Source organism: Simplicispira sp., assembly GCF_028687295.1.
GTDB lineage: Bacteria > Pseudomonadota > Gammaproteobacteria > Burkholderiales > Burkholderiaceae_C > Simplicispira > Simplicispira metamorpha.
In genome coordinates, this window is record NZ_JAQUAL010000064.1 from 1 (window position 1) to 17603 (window position 17603).

General features: G+C 65.0%; 30 protein-coding genes. 21 read left to right on the top strand and 9 right to left on the bottom strand.

Translation table 11 applies throughout. From position 1 onward, the window contains the following. Window positions 1-52: 52 nt before the first annotated feature. From PHX69_RS08880 to PHX69_RS08920, 9 genes are all read right to left on the bottom strand, one after another. Window positions 53-448, bottom strand: a complete 396-nt coding sequence (locus PHX69_RS08880) for a hypothetical protein (RefSeq protein ID WP_288043364.1) — start codon at window positions 446-448, stop codon at window positions 53-55. Window positions 449-459: 11 nt separating this feature from the next. Beyond that, window positions 460-1080, bottom strand: coding sequence for a transglycosylase SLT domain-containing protein (locus PHX69_RS08885; RefSeq protein ID WP_288043365.1), 621 nt, complete (start codon window positions 1078-1080; stop codon window positions 460-462). Then, window positions 1080-1448, bottom strand: coding sequence for a putative holin (locus PHX69_RS08890; RefSeq protein WP_288043366.1), 369 nt, complete (start codon window positions 1446-1448; stop codon window positions 1080-1082). The genes PHX69_RS08885 and PHX69_RS08890 overlap by 1 nt, the downstream gene beginning before the upstream one ends. 297 nt (window positions 1449-1745) lie before the next feature. Then, a complete protein-coding gene (locus tag PHX69_RS08895; protein ID WP_288043367.1) occupies window positions 1746-2102 on the bottom strand; it encodes a DUF2513 domain-containing protein in 357 nt (118 codons plus the stop codon). A 69-nt stretch (window positions 2103-2171) separates the two neighbouring features. Then, complete coding sequence (locus PHX69_RS08900; protein ID WP_288043368.1) at window positions 2172-2783, bottom strand: hypothetical protein; 612 nt, start codon at window positions 2781-2783, stop codon at window positions 2172-2174. 97 nt (window positions 2784-2880) lie between these two features. Further along, on the bottom strand, window positions 2881-3504 hold the full coding sequence (locus tag PHX69_RS08905) for a hypothetical protein (RefSeq protein WP_288043370.1): 624 nt from the start codon (window positions 3502-3504) through the stop codon (window positions 2881-2883). Beyond that, the gene (locus PHX69_RS08910) at window positions 3501-4025 is read right to left on the bottom strand and encodes a hypothetical protein (RefSeq protein ID WP_288043371.1); all 525 of its coding nucleotides are present in this window, start codon (window positions 4023-4025) and stop codon (window positions 3501-3503) included. Before PHX69_RS08910 ends, PHX69_RS08905 begins: the two co-directional genes overlap by 4 nt. Window positions 4026-4078: 53 nt before the next feature. Beyond that, window positions 4079-4504, bottom strand: coding sequence for a helix-turn-helix domain-containing protein (locus PHX69_RS08915; protein ID WP_288043373.1), 426 nt, complete (start codon window positions 4502-4504; stop codon window positions 4079-4081). 155 nt (window positions 4505-4659) lie between these two features. Continuing rightward, complete coding sequence (locus tag PHX69_RS08920; protein ID WP_288043375.1) at window positions 4660-4953, bottom strand: hypothetical protein; 294 nt, start codon at window positions 4951-4953, stop codon at window positions 4660-4662. A 68-nt stretch (window positions 4954-5021) separates the two neighbouring features. Between PHX69_RS08920 and PHX69_RS08925 the strand changes: the two genes are divergently transcribed. The 21 genes from PHX69_RS08925 (at window position 5022) to PHX69_RS09025 (ending at window position 17529) form a co-directional block, all read left to right on the top strand. Continuing rightward, window positions 5022-5270 carry a helix-turn-helix domain-containing protein gene (locus PHX69_RS08925; RefSeq protein WP_288043376.1) on the top strand — a complete coding sequence of 83 codons (249 nt, stop codon included), beginning with the start codon at window positions 5022-5024 and terminating at the stop codon, window positions 5268-5270. After that, window positions 5267-5569: an IclR family transcriptional regulator gene (locus tag PHX69_RS08930; protein ID WP_288043378.1), complete on the top strand. Its 303-nt coding sequence runs from the start codon at window positions 5267-5269 to the stop codon at window positions 5567-5569. The genes PHX69_RS08925 and PHX69_RS08930 overlap by 4 nt, the downstream gene beginning before the upstream one ends. A 20-nt stretch (window positions 5570-5589) precedes the next feature. After that, window positions 5590-6486: a hypothetical protein gene (locus PHX69_RS08935; RefSeq protein ID WP_288043380.1), complete on the top strand. Its 897-nt coding sequence runs from the start codon at window positions 5590-5592 to the stop codon at window positions 6484-6486. A gap of 1 nt (window position 6487) precedes the next feature. After that, a complete protein-coding gene (locus PHX69_RS08940; protein ID WP_288043381.1) occupies window positions 6488-6847 on the top strand; it encodes a hypothetical protein in 360 nt (119 codons plus the stop codon). Window positions 6848-6852: 5 nt separating this feature from the next. Further along, window positions 6853-8667: a transposase gene (locus PHX69_RS08945; RefSeq protein WP_288043382.1), complete on the top strand. Its 1815-nt coding sequence runs from the start codon at window positions 6853-6855 to the stop codon at window positions 8665-8667. Further along, window positions 8664-9872 (top strand): AAA family ATPase, encoded by a 1209-nt coding sequence (locus tag PHX69_RS08950; RefSeq protein WP_288043383.1) that lies wholly within the window; start codon window positions 8664-8666, stop codon window positions 9870-9872. The genes PHX69_RS08945 and PHX69_RS08950 overlap by 4 nt, the downstream gene beginning before the upstream one ends. A 3-nt stretch (window positions 9873-9875) precedes the next feature. Beyond that, window positions 9876-10022: a hypothetical protein gene (locus tag PHX69_RS08955; RefSeq protein WP_288043384.1), complete on the top strand. Its 147-nt coding sequence runs from the start codon at window positions 9876-9878 to the stop codon at window positions 10020-10022. Beyond that, entirely contained in the window at window positions 10019-10318 is a 300-nt protein-coding gene (locus PHX69_RS08960) for a hypothetical protein (protein ID WP_288043385.1), read from the top strand. Before PHX69_RS08955 ends, PHX69_RS08960 begins: the two co-directional genes overlap by 4 nt. Window positions 10319-10350: 32 nt before the next feature. Beyond that, complete coding sequence (locus tag PHX69_RS08965; RefSeq protein ID WP_288043386.1) at window positions 10351-10878, top strand: HI_1489 N-terminal domain-containing protein; 528 nt, start codon at window positions 10351-10353, stop codon at window positions 10876-10878. After that, complete coding sequence (locus tag PHX69_RS08970) at window positions 10875-11303, top strand: MarR family transcriptional regulator (RefSeq protein WP_288043387.1); 429 nt, start codon at window positions 10875-10877, stop codon at window positions 11301-11303. Before PHX69_RS08965 ends, PHX69_RS08970 begins: the two co-directional genes overlap by 4 nt. Window positions 11304-11382: 79 nt before the next feature. After that, window positions 11383-11994 (top strand): DUF3164 family protein, encoded by a 612-nt coding sequence (locus PHX69_RS08975; protein ID WP_288043398.1) that lies wholly within the window; start codon window positions 11383-11385, stop codon window positions 11992-11994. 106 nt (window positions 11995-12100) lie between these two features. Next, window positions 12101-12490 (top strand): hypothetical protein, encoded by a 390-nt coding sequence (locus PHX69_RS08980; RefSeq protein WP_288043388.1) that lies wholly within the window; start codon window positions 12101-12103, stop codon window positions 12488-12490. Next, window positions 12487-12948 (top strand): regulatory protein GemA, encoded by a 462-nt coding sequence (locus PHX69_RS08985; RefSeq protein WP_288043389.1) that lies wholly within the window; start codon window positions 12487-12489, stop codon window positions 12946-12948. Before PHX69_RS08980 ends, PHX69_RS08985 begins: the two co-directional genes overlap by 4 nt. Before the next feature lie 15 nt (window positions 12949-12963). Beyond that, a complete protein-coding gene (locus tag PHX69_RS08990; RefSeq protein ID WP_288043390.1) occupies window positions 12964-13398 on the top strand; it encodes a Mor transcription activator family protein in 435 nt (144 codons plus the stop codon). A 108-nt stretch (window positions 13399-13506) separates the two neighbouring features. Continuing rightward, window positions 13507-14616 (top strand): phage protease, encoded by a 1110-nt coding sequence (locus tag PHX69_RS08995; RefSeq protein WP_288043391.1) that lies wholly within the window; start codon window positions 13507-13509, stop codon window positions 14614-14616. A 28-nt stretch (window positions 14617-14644) separates the two neighbouring features. Further along, entirely contained in the window at window positions 14645-15037 is a 393-nt protein-coding gene (locus PHX69_RS09000; RefSeq protein ID WP_288043392.1) for a hypothetical protein, read from the top strand. A 26-nt stretch (window positions 15038-15063) separates the two neighbouring features. After that, a complete protein-coding gene (locus PHX69_RS09005) occupies window positions 15064-15975 on the top strand; it encodes a Mu-like prophage major head subunit gpT family protein (protein WP_288043393.1) in 912 nt (303 codons plus the stop codon). Between the two features lie 15 nt (window positions 15976-15990). Next, window positions 15991-16503, top strand: coding sequence for a gp436 family protein (locus PHX69_RS09010; protein WP_288043394.1), 513 nt, complete (start codon window positions 15991-15993; stop codon window positions 16501-16503). Further along, window positions 16500-16967 (top strand): phage tail terminator protein, encoded by a 468-nt coding sequence (locus tag PHX69_RS09015; protein WP_288043395.1) that lies wholly within the window; start codon window positions 16500-16502, stop codon window positions 16965-16967. Before PHX69_RS09010 ends, PHX69_RS09015 begins: the two co-directional genes overlap by 4 nt. A gap of 3 nt (window positions 16968-16970) precedes the next feature. Next, window positions 16971-17294: a hypothetical protein gene (locus PHX69_RS09020; RefSeq protein ID WP_288043396.1), complete on the top strand. Its 324-nt coding sequence runs from the start codon at window positions 16971-16973 to the stop codon at window positions 17292-17294. 10 nt (window positions 17295-17304) lie between these two features. Beyond that, entirely contained in the window at window positions 17305-17529 is a 225-nt protein-coding gene (locus PHX69_RS09025; RefSeq protein ID WP_288043397.1) for a hypothetical protein, read from the top strand. The last annotated feature ends 74 nt before the right edge of the window (window positions 17530-17603 follow it).

The following is a 17603-nucleotide window of genomic DNA, read 5'->3' on the forward strand; positions in this document are numbered from 1 at the left end:
CTGGCCGTAGAGCCCATACATGTCCATCAGCGCAGCTGCCACTTCATCCACCTCAGCGCTGCCCAGCATCGGTGGCGCTGGGCACAGTTGCAGCGCTGCCGCCGGTAGCGGCTGCCGCAGCGCGGTCACGGGCGGCGCCGAGCTGGCGCACGCTGTCATCATCAAAACGGCAGCCAGCACGGGCAGCCTTCGATACCTTGAGCGCATCACGAAACTCCTTGGAAAAACGCTGGTCTTGGGCCGCGCGTACGGACATGGTCTTGCGCAGGCCCGCGCTGGCTGTGCGGGCCTGGTCGATCAGCGTGGTGTGCGAAGCAATCAGGCCGGTGAGCTGCTGCACCGCGCGGGCGTCTTGGCGGGCCACCTCGCCAGCGGCGCCATCGGCCTGGCCGCGCCAGTAGCCGAGCGCACCCGCCGCCATGGCCACCACCAGGCCGCCCAGTGCCATGGCCGCGCGGCTCACAGCCCTGGCCCCCAAGCCGCATAGCGCGGCTGAATCACCAGCAAAATGCGGCGCGGGTAGTCCAGGTTTTCACGGCAATGCACCGGGGCGCGCTTGGCCCGCCCGCACGCCGCATCGACCTGTGCGCGCGTGGGCCGCGCGGCCCCGGTAGCCGCTGCCTCCGCTTGCCAGTGGCCCAGCCCGCCGTTGTAGCCGCGCAGCGCCACCCACATGCGATCCTTGGGCGCGTAGCGCGCTGGCGTGCGGTCGTACAGCCAGCGGTCATAGGTGACCAGCGCGCGCAGTGCCCAGGCGGGGTGGTAGGGCTGGCGCGCGGCCAAGGCCGGGTCAATGCCCGCAATCCACGTCGCCGTGGCGGGCATGAACTGGGCCAGGCCCTGCGCGCCCACATGGCTGACGGCATCGGCGCGCCAGGCGCTCTCTTGATGCACTTGGGCTGCCAACACCGCCACCGGCGCATCCAGCCCCCAGGCGGCATGCGCCGTGCGCACCAGCAGCGCGCGGTACTGCTGCGCCGCCTGCGGCGCCTGGGCCTGCACCGGCAGCGTCAACGACAGCAGCGCGCACGCCAGCACCAGACCCACGGCGGCGGCAAAGTCCTTGAGTGCCTTGCGCATCACAGCCCCAGCGCCACACCGATGACGACGCACCCGACCACGATAGAGCGGCGCAGCATCGCCGCAGTAAACGCGCGCTCGTAGCCGCTGGCCACCCGGTAATCGGCGTCACCCTCGGGCTCATCCGTTCCCAGGCGCCAATCGCGCTCCAAGTAGCTGTCGGGCCGGGCGTAGGGGAACAGGGCGCGATCAAGCCAGTAGCCCAGCACTGCTGCAAGGGAAATCAGCGCCGCCTTGTACAGCACCACCGGCAACTGCACTGGCGACAGCGCCGCAATGGCCGCCAGCAGCACCGCTGCGAGGATGAGGAAAAGGCTATTGCGCGGTGCGCGCAGCCACAGAGGGATGGGGTGTTTGAGCAGCGTCATGCCCGGCAGGATGCCGGGCAGGTGTAGGGGGTGTTGAGTAAAGAGCTTTATTTATTGGCAGTCGGCGCGTGCCTACACCATGGCGCCATGAACACCTCTGAAACGAAAGCCGAGACGCTGGCCCCGCAACTGGCTCGCTTGGCAGCGCACTGGGTTGCGCGGCAGATTGCACCGAATATCCCACTCGAATGCGCCAGTGACGTGACCAGCGCCTGGCGAAGGAAAACGCCACTGGAACTGGCATTACTGCCCGATGCACAACGGGCGCTGGCAGCCGCCACGCAAGAACTGCTGGAGCTACTGGCCCAATCCTCTGAGGGTCGGCAGGCCCTGGGTGATTTCGGCTTTCAGCCATTCCTTGAGGACATCGAACGTCCATGAGCCAGCAGGTTTGAGCACGTTTTCTTTGGCCTTGCACCAGAGCGTATCGCTGCTGATGGCGTCAGCAAAATCCTGCCCGGCCCATGTCAATCGCCAAATGAGCGCGGCAATGATGCGCCGCTGCGGCACCACCTGGATGGATGCATCAACCAGCCCCGCTTCTTCCAGCAGGCGGACGTGTTCGGCATACACCTCAAATGGCACGCCCTCCAGCCCACGAATCACCTCATCCGAATCTCGCACCGTCAGAATGATCTGGCGGATGATGTCCATATCCCGTTTCATGAGTTCCCTTTGCGGCGCTGTTATATGTGAATCGTCATTGGCATGCTGCGTATGGCCTCAAAGAATCTCGACAACGAGTGGCCGCCACGAGCGTGGATCCGACGTATCGCCGCCCACGTATTGCACTTTGCAGTGCCAATTGGAGCGAATCATTGCGCCGAAGCCGTTTTGTGAATCCACATACGATTTGACAACCCAGGTGTCATTGCCCATATCCCAGGCCGTGTAATCCATAAATGGAAAGTCCGCCGTAGCAGGCGCACGCAAACGCTCCATCACAAAGTTCTTGCACTGCACATATGCAGATGCGTCATTGATTTTTTTCGTCGGGGCCGTCCCTTCGCTCGTGACCAATGTCATCGGGGCCGTCTTGTCGCTCATGGCCCATATCAACAGGCTAGACACCAGCACAATGATGATCAGCCCCGGCACGGTATTGATGGTCGTGGGGCCTTTGGCGACTTTTTCAGGAGCGATGGTGGATACCGATTCTGGTGCTGGCGCCACTTCGGTTGTCTGCCCCGCCTTCTGCACTCTGGCCGCAGCCACTTTGGCAGCCATCGCTGCCTCCACGCGGCTATAAATCGCGCCGCATTCCGGGCAGGCATCCAACTCCGCGCCTGTGGCAGACGGGTTGGCATGGCCACATTTCAGGCAGTGCTTGAGCATGGATTTCCTTGGGGGGGTGGGTCGCGTGGCACCCTCTCTGCGCGGCACAGCCAGAGCCGGAATCGTTCGTGCAGGTGGGATTCGTCGTTGGGAGGTCTCATAGATCGCTAACTCCCGTCACTGTGCCACTTGCGTCCAGTCGAAAGACCTTCTGCTCAATGGCATAGCCGCCAAAACTATTCTTCGCCCGGTATTTGACCCGCACCATGAAGCTGTCGTTGGCGCCTTTGACGACCGGACTCCACTCGATTGCCTCGAACGAGCCAGGGTCTTTAAGGTTCTGCTTTAGGTATCGCTCGACTTGATGCACCGAGCCATCCCAGGCGCTATTGGCAACAACCGGGGCTGCGGCAGCTCGTGCTGCCTGGGCGGCACGCGCAGTCCTTTCGGACTTTCGCTGCTGTGCGTAGATCCCCCATACCTCGTGATAAATCTGATGGGGGATAGCAATAACCAAGCATGCAAAAATGATCCCGTATTGCCACCGCAGAGTCTTGCGCTGGCGCTCATCCGTCTTTGCTGCGCGCACCCTTTCCAGATTGGATGGCGTGCTTGCGCGTGCAGCAGTCTGGGCTGCTTGTGCAGCCTCCACGCGGCTATAAATCGCGCCGCATTCCGGGCAGGCATCCAACTCCGCGCCTGTGGCAGACGGGTTGGCATGGCCGCATTTCAGGCAGTGCTTGAGCATGGATTGCCTTGGGGTTTTGGTTGCGTCAATCACGCCTTCTCTCTCCTGCGGCTGTGGATTTTTTCAACGTACTTGCGCACGCGAAAAGCCTCTCCGGGGGAAAGCTCAATCACCATCGCAGTACCGAACTCTTGACGCATGAAGTCCAGCACTTTGAAGCGCACAGGCTCTGGTAAAGAACCCATCAGCGCCAGCACCTGTTTTTGATCTGGCGTAGCCACTGACGGCTGCCGCACTGGCGCCGGTGATGGCGTGGGCTGCGCTGGGCCATAAAAGTGCTGGTGCACCTGCGTGACGTTTTGCACATGGCCCATATGCACGGCGCCAGTGCCCAAGTGGCCGCTCTGTGCCACCCGTGCCGTGTGCTGGTGCGTGCTGTGGTCGGTGTGCAGGTCGCCACCGACCTGGCCCACCTGGACATTGCCCGCCCCCACCTCCTGCATGCGCAAACCCTGCGCATCCAAACCCGCCCCCACCGCCGCGCCCACTGGCGCCTCGTTGCCTGCACCCAGCCAGCCCCAAAGCCGCTGGCGCCAATCGCGCCACATCGCCATCGCACACCCTCATCGTTAAAGCCGCGCCGCGCAGCACACGGCGCCGCGCCGGGCTAGCCACCCTTTTTGTTGACCTTCACAGCACCCCCCACACGGGCGCCAATTTGCACATTGCCATCGCCCAGGTGCGACATATGCATGCCCCCCGCCGGTGCGCTGGCCCCCAGCAACGCCCCCAGGGCCGCGCGGCGCACCTCTTTCGAGGCGTCGCGGAAGTAGCCCAGCATGGTTTCTTCTTCCGCTGTCAGCGTGGGCGCGGGCTTGACGCCGCCTGCGCGCTGGCCGGTGAGGATGTAGTTCACATCAATACCTGCAAGAGCAACTTTTATTAGTACCTCGCCGCCAGGCATTGCTGCATCGCGCTCGTACTTGCCCCACATCTCCCGCGACACACCGCACGCAGCAGCCATGTCGTCTTGACTTTTTCCAAGCCCCTTGCGGGCGGTGCGCAGACGCGCGCCAAGAGAATTTGAGTTCACAAAAAATCCTTGCAAAAGAGAATCAAAGTTCTCATAATCGCACCAACCCACAAGAAACCAGACAACCACACCACAGCAACCGCCACCCAATAGCCGAAAGGACGCCGCCATGAGACACCCCCCAAGCCATATCGAACAACCGGACAGCGCAGGCCCTAACGCTCAGGCGGTCGAATGTTCAACGGCACCTGACACGACGCCTCCAGAACATCCAGCAATGAGCGCATACGGTCGCCAGTGGGGTCGTCGGCGGCAAGCGCTTGATTCGGCGATCCAAGTTGCAGCCACGCTCGCCGGAACTCCGATGCAAACGCCTGCCCATCAGGGTGCGTGCGCACCAGTGCAGCCACTGCACACACCAGCACCGGCAACTCGCCCTCCATTCCTTGCACGGCTTCACCAAGCGTTGCAACGCTGGCTCCCAGAACCTCGATAGGGGTTTGCGACATAGCTTTTTTCCTCATTGATTGAAACGCAATTTAACACCGACCACCAACCAACCACCACCAAAACAGCCATGAAAACACCCCTGCGAACCCAAACCGAAGCCCGCCAATGGATGGACGAGCAAGGCCTTTCCAAAGCCGAACTGGCTCGCCGCTTTGGCGTCACCAGCAGCCTGATTGACGCCATCTTGCGCGGCAACAAACCCTGCAAGCGCGGCGCCAGCCACAACATCGCCGTGTACCTGGGCCTCAAGCACGGCCAGGCTGTAGCCACGCGCCAGCCCTGCCGCACCGGCGCAGGCCAAGGGGCCGCTGCATGAGCGCCCCGCTGTCGGCCCCCATCCTCAAAACCTGCAACTTGTTTCGCCTGCTGGCGGGCCACGAAGTGCTGGGCCTGGCCCCCGGCGAGATCGCCAAAGGCCTGGGCGTGCCCCCCAGCTGGGTCAGCCAAAACCTGCCCCCCTTGGCCACCACCGGCTTTGTCGAGCAAGTGGCCGGCACCAACCGCTGGCGCCTGGGCGTGCAGTTTGTGCGCATCGCAACCACCGTGGCCACCAACCTGAATGCCGCCAAGCGCCAGCTCGACGACATCAGTGCCCGCTATTCCGTCCCCCTGTAACCCCAACCCAAGAGAGATTTATGGCCCGCAACATCACCCCGGCTCCCATCGCCAAGGAGGCGCCCTTCAACGAAGAGGCCGTGCAGCAAGACATGGCCGCCGCCAACACCCTGGCGCTGGCCACCCTGGAGCAGGGCGAGCGCGTCACGGCGCTTGCCCGGCAGCTCAACTACAGCGGCAGTACCGACCCGGCCGTGCTGGAAAACAGTGCGCACGACGCCATTCGCCGCATCGGCATGGCCATCTTCGAGCTGGGCGGCTACTTGCTCATGCTGAAAGAGGCTTGCGAGCACGGCAAATTCCTGCCCGCGCTGGAGCGCCTGGGTATGGATGTGGATGCTGCCCAGCGCTACATGGCCGTGTCGCGCCGGTTCGCAAATACCGCGTCAGCGCGGCATTTGGAAGGTCTTGGCATCACCAAGCTGGTCAATTTGCTGCCCTTGGACAACGAACAGCTCGACGACCTGACCGGCCTGGGCCAGACCGGCGCACTCGCCCTCGACGACGTGGCCCGCATGTCCGTCAAAGAGCTGCGCGCCGCCGTGCGCAAAGAGCGCACCGTCAAGGCCCGGCTGGAAGAGGTCAACAAAGAGCTCAGCGGCGAGGTGCTGGCCCTCAAGCTGGACAAAAAGGTGGTGGCCCACACCGCCTGGCCCGAAGCGCTCACCCCCGTCAGCGACCAAGTGGCCGCCGCCGGGCGCAAGCTGGCCACTGCTCTGGGCGAGCTGGAGGCCTGCCGCATTGCCATCTTTACCGCTGGCGAGCCGCTGGGCGATGCCGAGCGCGCCAGCTTTGAAGCCGCCCTCGCCCACGTGGCCGAGGTGTACGAAGAGGCGCTGGCCCGCGCCGAGCGTGCCCTGGAGCGCGAGCGCATCACCTTCGACAAGACCCTGGGCGCATTCACTGAAGGGGCATGAGATGCTGAAACACATTCCTGACGACGGCATTCATTCGCAGCTTGACGCGCTGGCAGATTGCGTTGCCAGCGCATTGGTCGAGCTGGATCGGTTGGCCTACCTGGACCACGCCGGCGCAATGCGCCCCGGGCTAGGTGTCCGCATCGCCACACTGAATCTGCTGTGGCAGACCTATGAGGTTCTGGCTGGCAACTTCGAACAGGCAAGCCGCCAGGCGATCGAAAACATCGCGCAGCTGCAGGTCGATGGCCTTCTCACGAAGGCGGTAGCGGACAAGCTGATGCTCCCCTTTGAGGAAGCGCTCGGCCAGATGTACGTCTATGCCATGGCCGTGCCGCAGGCAGACGCACAGCAAGGGTAAGCCACATGCCGCCCGCCCTGCCACCCGACACCCTGCAAGACCTGCTGAGCCTGCGCGACAAGCTGCGCGCCGCCGCGCCCAAGGGCGGCGAGCGCGGTCAGCTGGTGGCCGAGTTTGGCCGCCTGCGCGGCTGCGCGCCCACCACCGTGTACAGCTGGCTCAAAGACCACGCCGGCTATGCCACGGGCCGCAAGCGCCGCAGCGACGCGGGCACCACCAAGATGCCGGCCGACTCGCTGGCGTTCATCTCCACCACCATCCAGCAAAGCACCCGCGCCAATGGCATATCAACCAAACCCATTTGTGTGGCCATGAACATCGCCCATCAAAACGGCATGACCGTCAACGTCAGCTCTGGCCGTGTGGCCGCGCTGCTGCGCGCCAACCGGCTAGATGTCAAAACCCAGGCCAGCGCCCGCAACCACCAGCGCCTGCGCAGCCTGCACCCCAACCATGTGCACCAGATCGACCCCTCCCTGTGCCTGGTGTATTACATGGACGGCCAGCAGCGCATCATGGACGAGGCCACGTTCAACAAAAACAAGCCCGCGTCCATGGACAAAGTGCGGCTCAAGGTGTGGCGCTACGTGCGCTACGACCACGCCAGCTCCACGCTGGACTTGCACTACTACGAAGCTGCGGGCGAAAACCAGGCCAGCCTGTTTGAGTTTTTGCTTCACACCTGGGGCAAAAGCGCCACCCGGCTCAGCCACGGCGTGCCCAAAATGCTGCTGTGGGACAAAGGCAGCGCCAACACCAGCACCGGCATCAAGCGCCTGCTGGACGCCCTGGGCGTGCACCACGAAACCCACGCCACCCACCACGCCTGGGCCAAGGGCGGCGTAGAAAGTGGCAACCGCATCGTCGAGCGCCACTTTGAAAGCCGCCTGCGCGATGAGCCGGTGAGCACCGTCGAGCAGCTCAACGCCAGTGCCGCCGCCTGGGTGCGCGACTACAACGCCAACGCCATGGCGCACATTGACAGCCGGGTCAAGCGCGACGACGGACAAAGCTACGTGCGCGACGACCTGTGGAGCCTGATCGCCCACCACCCCGGCGCCCTGGTAGAGATGCCCGAGCGCGCCGTGTGCGCCTGGTTCATGCGCGGCAAAGAAGAGACCCGCGTGATCCGCGACGGGCGCATCACCTTCGTGCACCCGCAAACGGGCAAAAGCGAGCTGTACAGCCTACAGCCTTGGGCCAAAGACTTTGCCAACGGCGAGAAGGTGCGCGTCAGCCCCCTGCTGCTGGGCGATGCCCTGCTGCGCGTGGAGATGGATCGCTACGGGCAAGACCCCTTGCACGTGGATGTGCAACCCGAGCGCGACTTCGACGCCTTTGGGCGCCCCCTGTCGGCCACCTTGCTGGGGCACGAATACAAAGCCGCCCCGCACACCGCCGCACAAGAGGCCGCCAAGCAAATTGCCGCCACCGCCTACGGCCCGGGCACCACGCTGGACGAGGCCGAGCGACTGAAGACCAAAAACGTGCGCCCCTTTCAGCACTTCAACGACGGTGCCGGCATCGTGTCCCACACCCACCTGGGCAAGGGCGAGCTGCCAGCGCGGCTGCTGCCAGCAGCCAAGGCTGCCAACACGGCAGACCTGGCCACGCTGCGCAGCCAGCGCGCGGTGCGCCTACTCACCCAGTTCGACGCCGCCGCCGAGCTGCGCCGCCTGGGCCTGACCTTGACGCGCGAAATGACCGCCAGCCTGCGCGCCTGGTACCCCGATGGGGTGCCCGAAGACCAGCTGCAAGCGCTGCTGGAGCGCCTGACCGTGCGCAGCAGCCTGCGCGTGGTGGCCGGGGGTGCGGCATGAGCCTGGGCCCCACCCTTACTGCCCTGGGCCTGAGCCAGCGTGACGTGGCGCGCGGCGCCGGGCTCAGCCACTCGGCCATCAGCCGCCTGGTGGCCCATGGCCACTGGCCAGCCAAAGGCGCGCACCAAGCGCGCAACCGCATAGAGCAGTACCTGCGCCAGCGCGGCGCCACGCCAGCGCAGGTACTGGCCCTGTTTGCAGTGCCCACCGGTACCGCAAAAAAGTTGGCCCCGGTGGGTTCGCACCCCACCGAGGCCGTCCCCCAAGTCCCCTGTAACCAAACTGAAAACCCCGAGGAAGAAACCATGTTATTGCAAAACGAAGCCCTGAGCCCCGAGGCGCGCAAGCACTTTGCCCTGCCGCGCAACCCGTTCCTGGACGACGTGCAAAGCCCTGACGACGTGTTCCAGACCGCCAGCGTGCGCTATGTGCGCGCCACCTTGAACGACTGCGCCCAGCACCACGGCTTTGTGGCCGTGGTGGGCGAGAGCGGCGCGGGCAAAAGCACCCTGGCCGAAGACCTGGAAGAGCGCATCAAAGCCGACAAGCGCGACGTGCTCATCATCCGCCCCTATGTGCTCGCGATGGAGGCCAGTGACCAGAAGGGCAAGACGCTCAAAAGCAGCCATATTGCTGAGGCCATCGCCGCCGCGCTCGACCCCCAGCTGAAGGTCAAGAGCAGCCCCGAGGCGCGGTTTCGCCAAGTGCATGAGCTGCTCAAGGCCAGCCGCCGCGCGGGCCGTCGCCACCTGTTGCTGATTGAAGAGGCCCACTGCTTGCCATCGCCCACGCTCAAGCACCTTAAACGGTTCCTTGAACTCAAGGACGGCATGCAGCGACTGGTGGGCATTGCCCTGATTGGTCAGCCCGAGTTGCGCGACCGCCTCTCCAGCCAGAACGCTGACGTGCGCGAAGTCGCACAGCGCTGTGAAATCGTCGAACTCGACCCCTTGGACGGCGAGCTGGAAGGCTACCTGCGCCACAAGTTCGCCCGCTTTGAACTGAAGTTCGAAGACGTGTTTGCCCCTGATGCGGTCGATGCCATCCGCGCCCGGCTGGTACACCTGCCCCGTGGCGGCAAGCCCCAGGACGCGCGCAGCGAGTGCTACCCGCTGGTGGTGAACAACCTCGTGTGCCGCGCCATGAACGCCGCCGCCCGCGCCGCTTGGCCGCAGGTGGATGCCCAAGTGATTGCGGGGTGCTGAGCCATGCGCGCTTACCTCATCACCATCGTCATGCACGACGGATCGCGCGGCACCTGCCGTGGCGCTTTTGCCAGCGACTGGCAGGCCATCGACACCATGATGACTGCCTTCCACGATGCCAAGCGCATCATCCCCAGGAGGCTGTCATGAGCGCGCCGCACCCCACCCGCCGCACATGCGATGAGCTGGGCGTGTGCCAGGGCCGCGCTGACTGCACCAGCTGCCCCACACCTGCTGCGGCCACCCCGGCCTCTGCCCCCACCAGCGCCGTGGTGCTGCCGCCTGGCGGCTACCACTTCGCCCCCGGCGTCATCGAATGCCACGGCGGCCTGGGCCGCGCCACAGCAGCCGCGCTGTTTGTACTGCTCTGCCTGCTGTGCGCAGTGCTGGCCCTGGCCATCGTGCTGCTGCTGCAACACACCGACATGGGGGGCTGGCCACTATGAGCGACCTTTGCTGCCCCGCATGCGGGGCCGAAATGGACTTGGCCCTGCTGTTTGCACACGAGCACGACCAGCGTGCGTTGACCCGTCTGGCCAGCGTCAGCATCCCGCTGGGGGCGCGCGTGTTGCAGTACATCGCCCTGTTCCAGCCCCCCAAGCAGCGCCTGACGGTGGCCAAAAAAATCAAGCTGCTGCTGCAACTGCTGCCCGACCTGGAGCGCTTTGCCATCACCCACAAAAGCCGCGACTGGGCCGCGCCCCTGAGCGCCTGGGCGCAGGCCATCGACCAGATGCTGGCCGCGCGCGATGCCGGGCGGCTGGAGCTGCCGATGAAGGGTCACGGCTACCTCTACGCCATTTTGGCGGGCATGGCCGACAAGCACGAAGCCGCGCAAGAGCGCGGCCAAGCCATGGAAGTCGTCTATGGCGGCAAAGACCCGGCCCTGGCGCAAATCGAAGCAGCCAGCCGCAACGCCGCCCCCATGCCCGCCGCCGTGCGGGAAAAACTCGCCGCCCTGCGCAGCCAACCCACGCCCAGCCACACCAAAAAGGATGCCCCATGACACAGCGCAAATGCACCCTGAGCCCCTCCAGCCTGACCTTGCTTGAGCACCTGCACCAGCACGGCGCCTGCACCGTGCGCCAGCTCAAAGAAAACCTGGACGGCGTGGTGAGTCGGCCAAACATTCACAAATGCTTGCAAAACCTGTGTGCGGGCGGCTGGCTGGATTACGAGTTTGACCAGCACGGTGCCCAGCAGTGGCTCATCCCCGCCAGCGCGCGCCGCGCTGTGGCTGCCGCCTTGGCCGCTACCGCCGAGCCAGAGCCGCCCAACATCGCGCCGCCCCGGCGCATCAACGTCATGCAGAGCCACTACCAGCCCCGCGCCTGGCAGCCCAGCCGCCCCGGCGCGCAAGACCACCTGGCCGCGCCCAGCCTGCGCGGCACCCAGCGCGTGGCGCACCAAGGCACCTACCTGTTTCGCTAACCCACCCTGAAAGGACTTTGCAATGACTGCAATCACCACCACTCATACGGCCACTGTCGCCGTGCCCGCTGCCATCGCCATGGAGGGCGTACCCCCCGGCTATTGGCAAGACCAGCGCGGCGCCCTGGTGCCCGAGGCCAAGGTCAAAGACATCGACAAGCTGCGCCACCAGGTCGTCACCGACCTGTGCCAAATGGCCAAGGCCAGCAGCGCAGCCCTCTCCAAGTTCAAGCTCGACGCCATGCAAGAAGTGGCTGCGCTGGTGTCCACCAGCATGGAGCAGTACGGCGTCAAAAGCGGCGGCAACAAAGGCAACATCACGCTGGTCAGCTTTGATGGCAAATACAAGCTGGTGCGCCAGATGCAAGACCACATCGTGTTCGGCGAGCAGCTCATGGCCGCCAAGGAGTTGATCGACGAATGCGTGCAAGAGTGGAGCGAGGGCGCCAACGACAACATCCGTGTGCTGGTCAGCCACGCTTTCCAAACCGACCGCGAGGGCAAGATCAACACAGGGCGCGTGCTGGCCCTGCGCCGCCTGGCCATCAAAGACGAAAAGTGGCAGCAGGCCATGCAGGCCATTGCCGACAGCATGCAGACGGCCAGCACCAAGCCCTACATCCGCTTTTACGAGCGCATGGAGGCCACGGGCGAATACCGGCCCATCAGCCTGGATGTAGCCGCCGTATGAGGTGCCGATGATGAATGCAAACACATCAGGGAACGATTTGGATGGGGGTACAAGCCGTGCAGTCGCTCTGGGTGGCATCTGCGCTAGTCCGGGGGCTTGTGGCCGCTTGTACGGCCCTGCATCTGCGCCCGCCGATTTGCTGGATTTTGTGCAGGGCATGCCAGTGGCGCAGGCCATGCGCGAGCTGTCCTTGGCGCGTGGCACGGTACACCGGCTGCGCCATGGCTACTGGCCTGATGACCCGCGCAAAATTGTGCAGGCATGGGGGCGCTACAAGGCCAGCCGTGGCGTGGTGGCGTCGTCCTGGTTTGTGCGCCGCATTTACCCCGGCGGTGTGGTGCGCCATGCAGGGCGCGCTTACACGGCACAAGCGCTGGCATCGCGCACAGGGCAAATGCTGGCGGTGACGCGCGCCACAGATGGCCAGCTGCTGGCCCAAACGCTGGAGCTGCCCGCTGAGCGCTTGGCGCTGTTGTTGGTGGAGCAACCTGCATGAGCGCCCGCACCGACGCCCGCAGCACCCACATCGCTGCCATTCATGTGCTCAAGTCCAAGCTGCACTTGCAGGATGGCGACTACCGTGCGCTGCTGCTGAACCTGACCGGCAAGGCCAGCAGCAAGGACTTGTCAGAGCACCAGCGCCGCGCCGTGCGCGACCACATGCAACAGCTGGCCGAACGCATGGGCGTGGTGCAGCCCACCCGCCAGCGCCCCCACGCCCAGGCCAAGTTCGACCAGGTCAAAGCCGCCGCCAGCCCCAAAGAGCGCAAGGTGTGGGCGCTGTGGCACCAGCTCGGGCGCGATGGCCTGGTGCGCCACACCAGCGCCACCGCGTTGCACGCCTGGGTAGAGCGCACGGTGCAAGTCAGCGCGCTGCGCTTTGCTAACGATGCGCAGCTGGACACCTTGATTGAAGCGCTCAAAGCCTGGCAGCAGCGCGGGCGGGAGGTGTAAGCCATGGCAAAGCACATGACCACCGCCGAAGCCGCTGTGCTGGACGCCCAGCTGCCTGCTGGCTTGACTGACGAAATGCGCGATGTGGCGCTGTGTCTGTACGAAGCCATGGTGCTCACTGACCAGCGCGCAGGCCAGGCGCACCCCGATGCTGGCTGGCGCCAGGTACTGGGCTACATGGCCCGCGTGGCCGCCATCCAGCTGCAACACTTGGCCGAGCAAAAGGGTGGGCGCGCCATCTACTTGGCCAAGGGCGTGGCCGTTCACCTGACCGAGCGCGACCGGCGTATGTGCGAAGAGTTCCGGGGCGACTACGATGTGCTGGCAAAGCGCTACGACCTGACGCCCATGCGGGTGCGCCAGATCGTCGGCACGTGGCAGCTGGAGCAATTCCGCCGCCGACAAGGCCAGCTGCCCGGCCTTGACGCTGAACACGGCTACCAGGGCTGAGCGCGCCGCCCGCGCCCCCATCCCATAGCGCTGGCGTGCAATGCGCCAGCGCTTTTTTCTAAAGCGTTTTAGTTCTCGTCAAACGCCCCCCGCCGCGACCATCGCGGCATGCCTCAAAACACCACCCCAGCCACAGTCGCCTGCGTTGCAATTGCAGCATGCGCATTTGCCGCAGCACCGGTTGATGCGGGCGCTGGCCGGGTGCTGCTGCAACTGACCCCCGCGCAAGACTTCACCCCATCCGATGGCCGCGAAATGGATGTGCCAGCCTGGCGCATCAATGCCGACATCGCTGCGCGCGTTGTGGCCGCTTTCAATGCGCAGCAGCCGCCCGTCATCGACTACGAGCACCAGACCTTGCACAAGGAAGTGAACGGCCAGATCGCCCCGGCGGCGGGCTGGATGCACGGCCTGCGCTGGATAGAAGGCCGGGGCCTGTTTGCCGAGGCCGAGCTGACAGAGCGCGCACGCATCCTGGTGCAGTCGGGCGAATACCGCTACTTCTCGCCCGTTTTTGAGTACGCCCGGGGCAGCGGCGAGATCACGCGCATCTTGATGGGCGCCCTTACCAATCACCCCGCTATTGCTGGCATGGAGGCCGTCAATCTGATGGCCGCCGCCAGCGCCCGCTTTACCCCATCCACATCCAAGGAACCCACCGTGAACCTGCTGGAAAAACTGCTGGCCGCCATCGGCCTGCCCGCCACGACACCCGAAGACGCTGCCCTGGCTGCCTGCACGGCTATCAAGGCCCAGGCCGATGCCGCCCGCAGCGCGCTGCACCTTGACGCCAGCGCCACGGCGGACACCGTCACTGCCGCCTGCACCAGCCTGCGCAGCGCTGCCAGCACTGCGCCTGACCCCACCAAGTTTGTCCCCGTCACTGTGGTGCAAGAGCTGCAAACCAGCATGGCCGCGCTGTCGGCACGCCAGCACGCCCGCGACGCCGAAGACGTGATTGCACCCGCCCTGCAAGACGGCCGCCTGCTGCCCGCCGAAGAGCCGTGGGCACGCGATGCTGCCAAAACCCCCACGGGCCTGGCATCGCTGAGCGCGCTGCTCAAAGTGCGCCAGCCCATGGCCGCGCTGACCAGCACGCAAACGCAGGGCAAAGCCCCCGCTGCCCAGAGCGGCGCCCATGGCTTGAGCGCAGACGAGCTGGCCGTAGCCGCCGCCTGCGGCATGACCCCCGAGGCGTATGCCAAAGGCAAAGCCTGATTCTTGAACGCCAAGGAGCACCCACCCCATGACCGCACTGACAAAAGACCGCCTGACCTCCGAGCGCGAAGGGCGCCTGGTATCCGACCCCCTCGCCACAGGCGCCACCATTTACGCGGGAAGCATGTACGTGCTCGACGCCGCAGGCGACGCCACGCCTGCCACCGCTGCCGACACCACCCCCGTGCGCGCCGTGGCCCGCAAGCGCGCTGCACATGCAGATGGCGACACCGCTACCGATGGTTCCCTGGGCTGCTTTTGCTTTGACAACAGCGCAGGCGCAGCAGAGATCAAGCGCACCGACATCGGCGCCGTCTGCTACGCAGCAGACGACCAGACCGTGGCGAAGACCGGAACCTGCCAGGCGGGCACCGTGGTCGATGTGGAAACGCGCGGCGTGTGGGTGCGCGTGGGCGCTTGATCCAACCAACTGAAAGAGCACAAATCATGGACATCAACAACGCCAACCTCAAGGCGCTCTACATCGCGTTCAACGCCGCATTCAAAGTCGGTCTGGGCCAGGCCGCCAGCCAGCACGGCCAGATTGCTACCGTGGTGCCCAGCACCACCAGCGCCGAAGAATACGGCTGGCTGGGCCAGCTGCCGGGCCTGCGCGAATGGCTGGGCGACCGCGTGGTGCATGCCATTGGCAACCACGGCTACACCATCAAAAACAAGCCTTTCGAGCTGACCGTGGGTGTGCCACGCACCGCGATCGAGGACGACCAATACGGCGTCTACACCCCGCTGATGCAAGAGATGGGTCGCGCCGCAGATGCGCACCCCGACCAGCTCGTGTTCAGCTTGCTCAAAGATGGCCGCACGGCACTGTGCTATGACGGCCAGCCCTTCTTCAGCACAGCGCACAAAGTGCTGAACGACAAGGGCAAGGAAGTCAGCGTCTCCAACCTCTCGGACGACGCGGGCAGCGGCCCGACCTGGTACGTGCTGGAGACGCGCCGCGCCCTCAAGCCCCTGATCTTCCAGAACCGCAAGAACCCCAACTTTGTGGCGCTCACCAGCGAGACGGATGACAACGTGTTCAACCGCGCGCAGTACGTCTATGGCGTGGACGCGCGGCGCAACGCGGGCTTTGGCTTTTGGCAACTGGCCCACGCCAGCAACAAGCCAATGACCGCAGAGAACCTGAAAGCTGCCATCACCGCCATGGAAACGCAAACCGGCGACCATGGCCGCCCACTGGGCATCAGCCCCAACCTGCTGGTGGTTCCCAAGGCGCTGCGCTTTACGGCCAAGAAGCTGCTGGAGGCCGACCTGGTACCCAACGCCGCTGGCACGGCCACGGAGTCCAACGACGTGAAAGACGCGCTGGACTTTCTGGTGGCCGACTGGCTGTAACCGCCAAAGCGCCACATGCCCTACATCACGCATGCCGACCTGGCCGAGAGCCCCGGCGCGCTCGAGCTGGCTGAGGTGGCCAGCGATGAGCACCGCGCCCCGGTGCGGGCCGAGCTGCTCAACGCGGTGCTGCGCGGCCACGACACCAGCGCCTGGCCCGCTGAAGACGTGGCCGCCGCGCAAAGTGCCGTGCAGCGCATTGACGCCGCCGTGGGCGACGCCACGGCCATGATCGACGGCTACCTGGCCAAGCGCGGCTACGCGCTGCCGCTGGCCCCGGTGCCTGGCCTGGTCACCGCTTGGTGCCGTGGCATTGCGCGCTACATGCTGCACAAAAACCGCCGCACCATGGAAGCCACCGACCGCATCGCGCGTGGCTACACCGATGCGCTGCGCCTACTACAGCAAACCGCTGACGGCAAGTTCAGCCTGGGCGCGCTGGACGCCGTGGCAAACGACAAGCTGGACGCGCGCTTTGAGTGCGCGCCCAGCGTGTTCAGCCGCCGCCAGCTGGGGGCTTTTCGATGAACTTTGAGCCGTTTGATACCAGCCTGGTCGTGAATCGCCTGCGCCAGCAAGTGCCGGGGTTGCAGTTTGTGGGCGGCGCAGCGGACTATGCCGCTGTCAAAACGCTGGCGGAATTTCGCACGCCCAGCGCTTACGTGGTGTTTGCCGAAGAAGAAAACACCGGCAAGGTGCCCACCAGCGTGGGCGTGTGCGTGCAAGAAAGCAGCACCCACTTTGGCGTAGTGCTGGCGCTGCGCCACTACCGCGAACAGCTGGGCGCGCAAATGCACCAGGATGCGCGCCGCCTGATTGGCGCCGCCCGCGTGGCCCTGATAGGCCACAAACCCGCCGCCCACGGCGCCCGGGTCATTGGCTGGGTCGGCGGCAAAGTGCTGGACTACAGCGACGGGGTGTTGCTGTTTTCTGACCTGTACCGGCTGCACCACGTGCTGCATAAAGACGCGCCAGGCCGCGAAGGATGTTGACCGATGGCCACTCTCGCCCTCAAGCGCGGTGATACCTTGGAGCTGAGCTGCATCGTGCAGCAGCAGGGCCAGCCGCTGGACATCACGGGCTGGCAGATCGACTGCTGGGTGCGTGCCCCAGATGGGCGCCTGGCGCACCGATTCGCTGTCGCGCTGGGCGACATGGCTGCGGGTGAATATCGTCTGCGCGCATCGAGTGCCGAAACAGCAGCTTGGCCGGTGGGCCAGCTTACCGCTGACATTCGCTACGCCACTCCGACAGGCCGCGTCATGCACACCTGCCACATCACTGTGCAAGTGCTGGATGCCGTCACGAGTCCTGGGTGAGAACTGCGCCATGAGCATCGTCACCGTCATCAATCACGGCGCCAGTGCCCATCTGGTCACTGTCGTCGGTGTGCCTGGGCTATCAAGCCCCGTAGGCGTCCCAAATGGCGCGCTGCTGGTGACCAACCGGCTGTCCGAGCTTGCATCAGACCCCGCAACACAAGAGGCGGCCCAAGCCAACCTCGGCCTGGGCGCCATCGATCCCCTCGCTTATTACATCTTGGCCAAGGCCTGAAAGGACGCCCCATGTCTCTCGAAACCCGCATTGTTGCCCTGGCCCAGGCCATGGGCGCCGACGTCAAGGCGCTG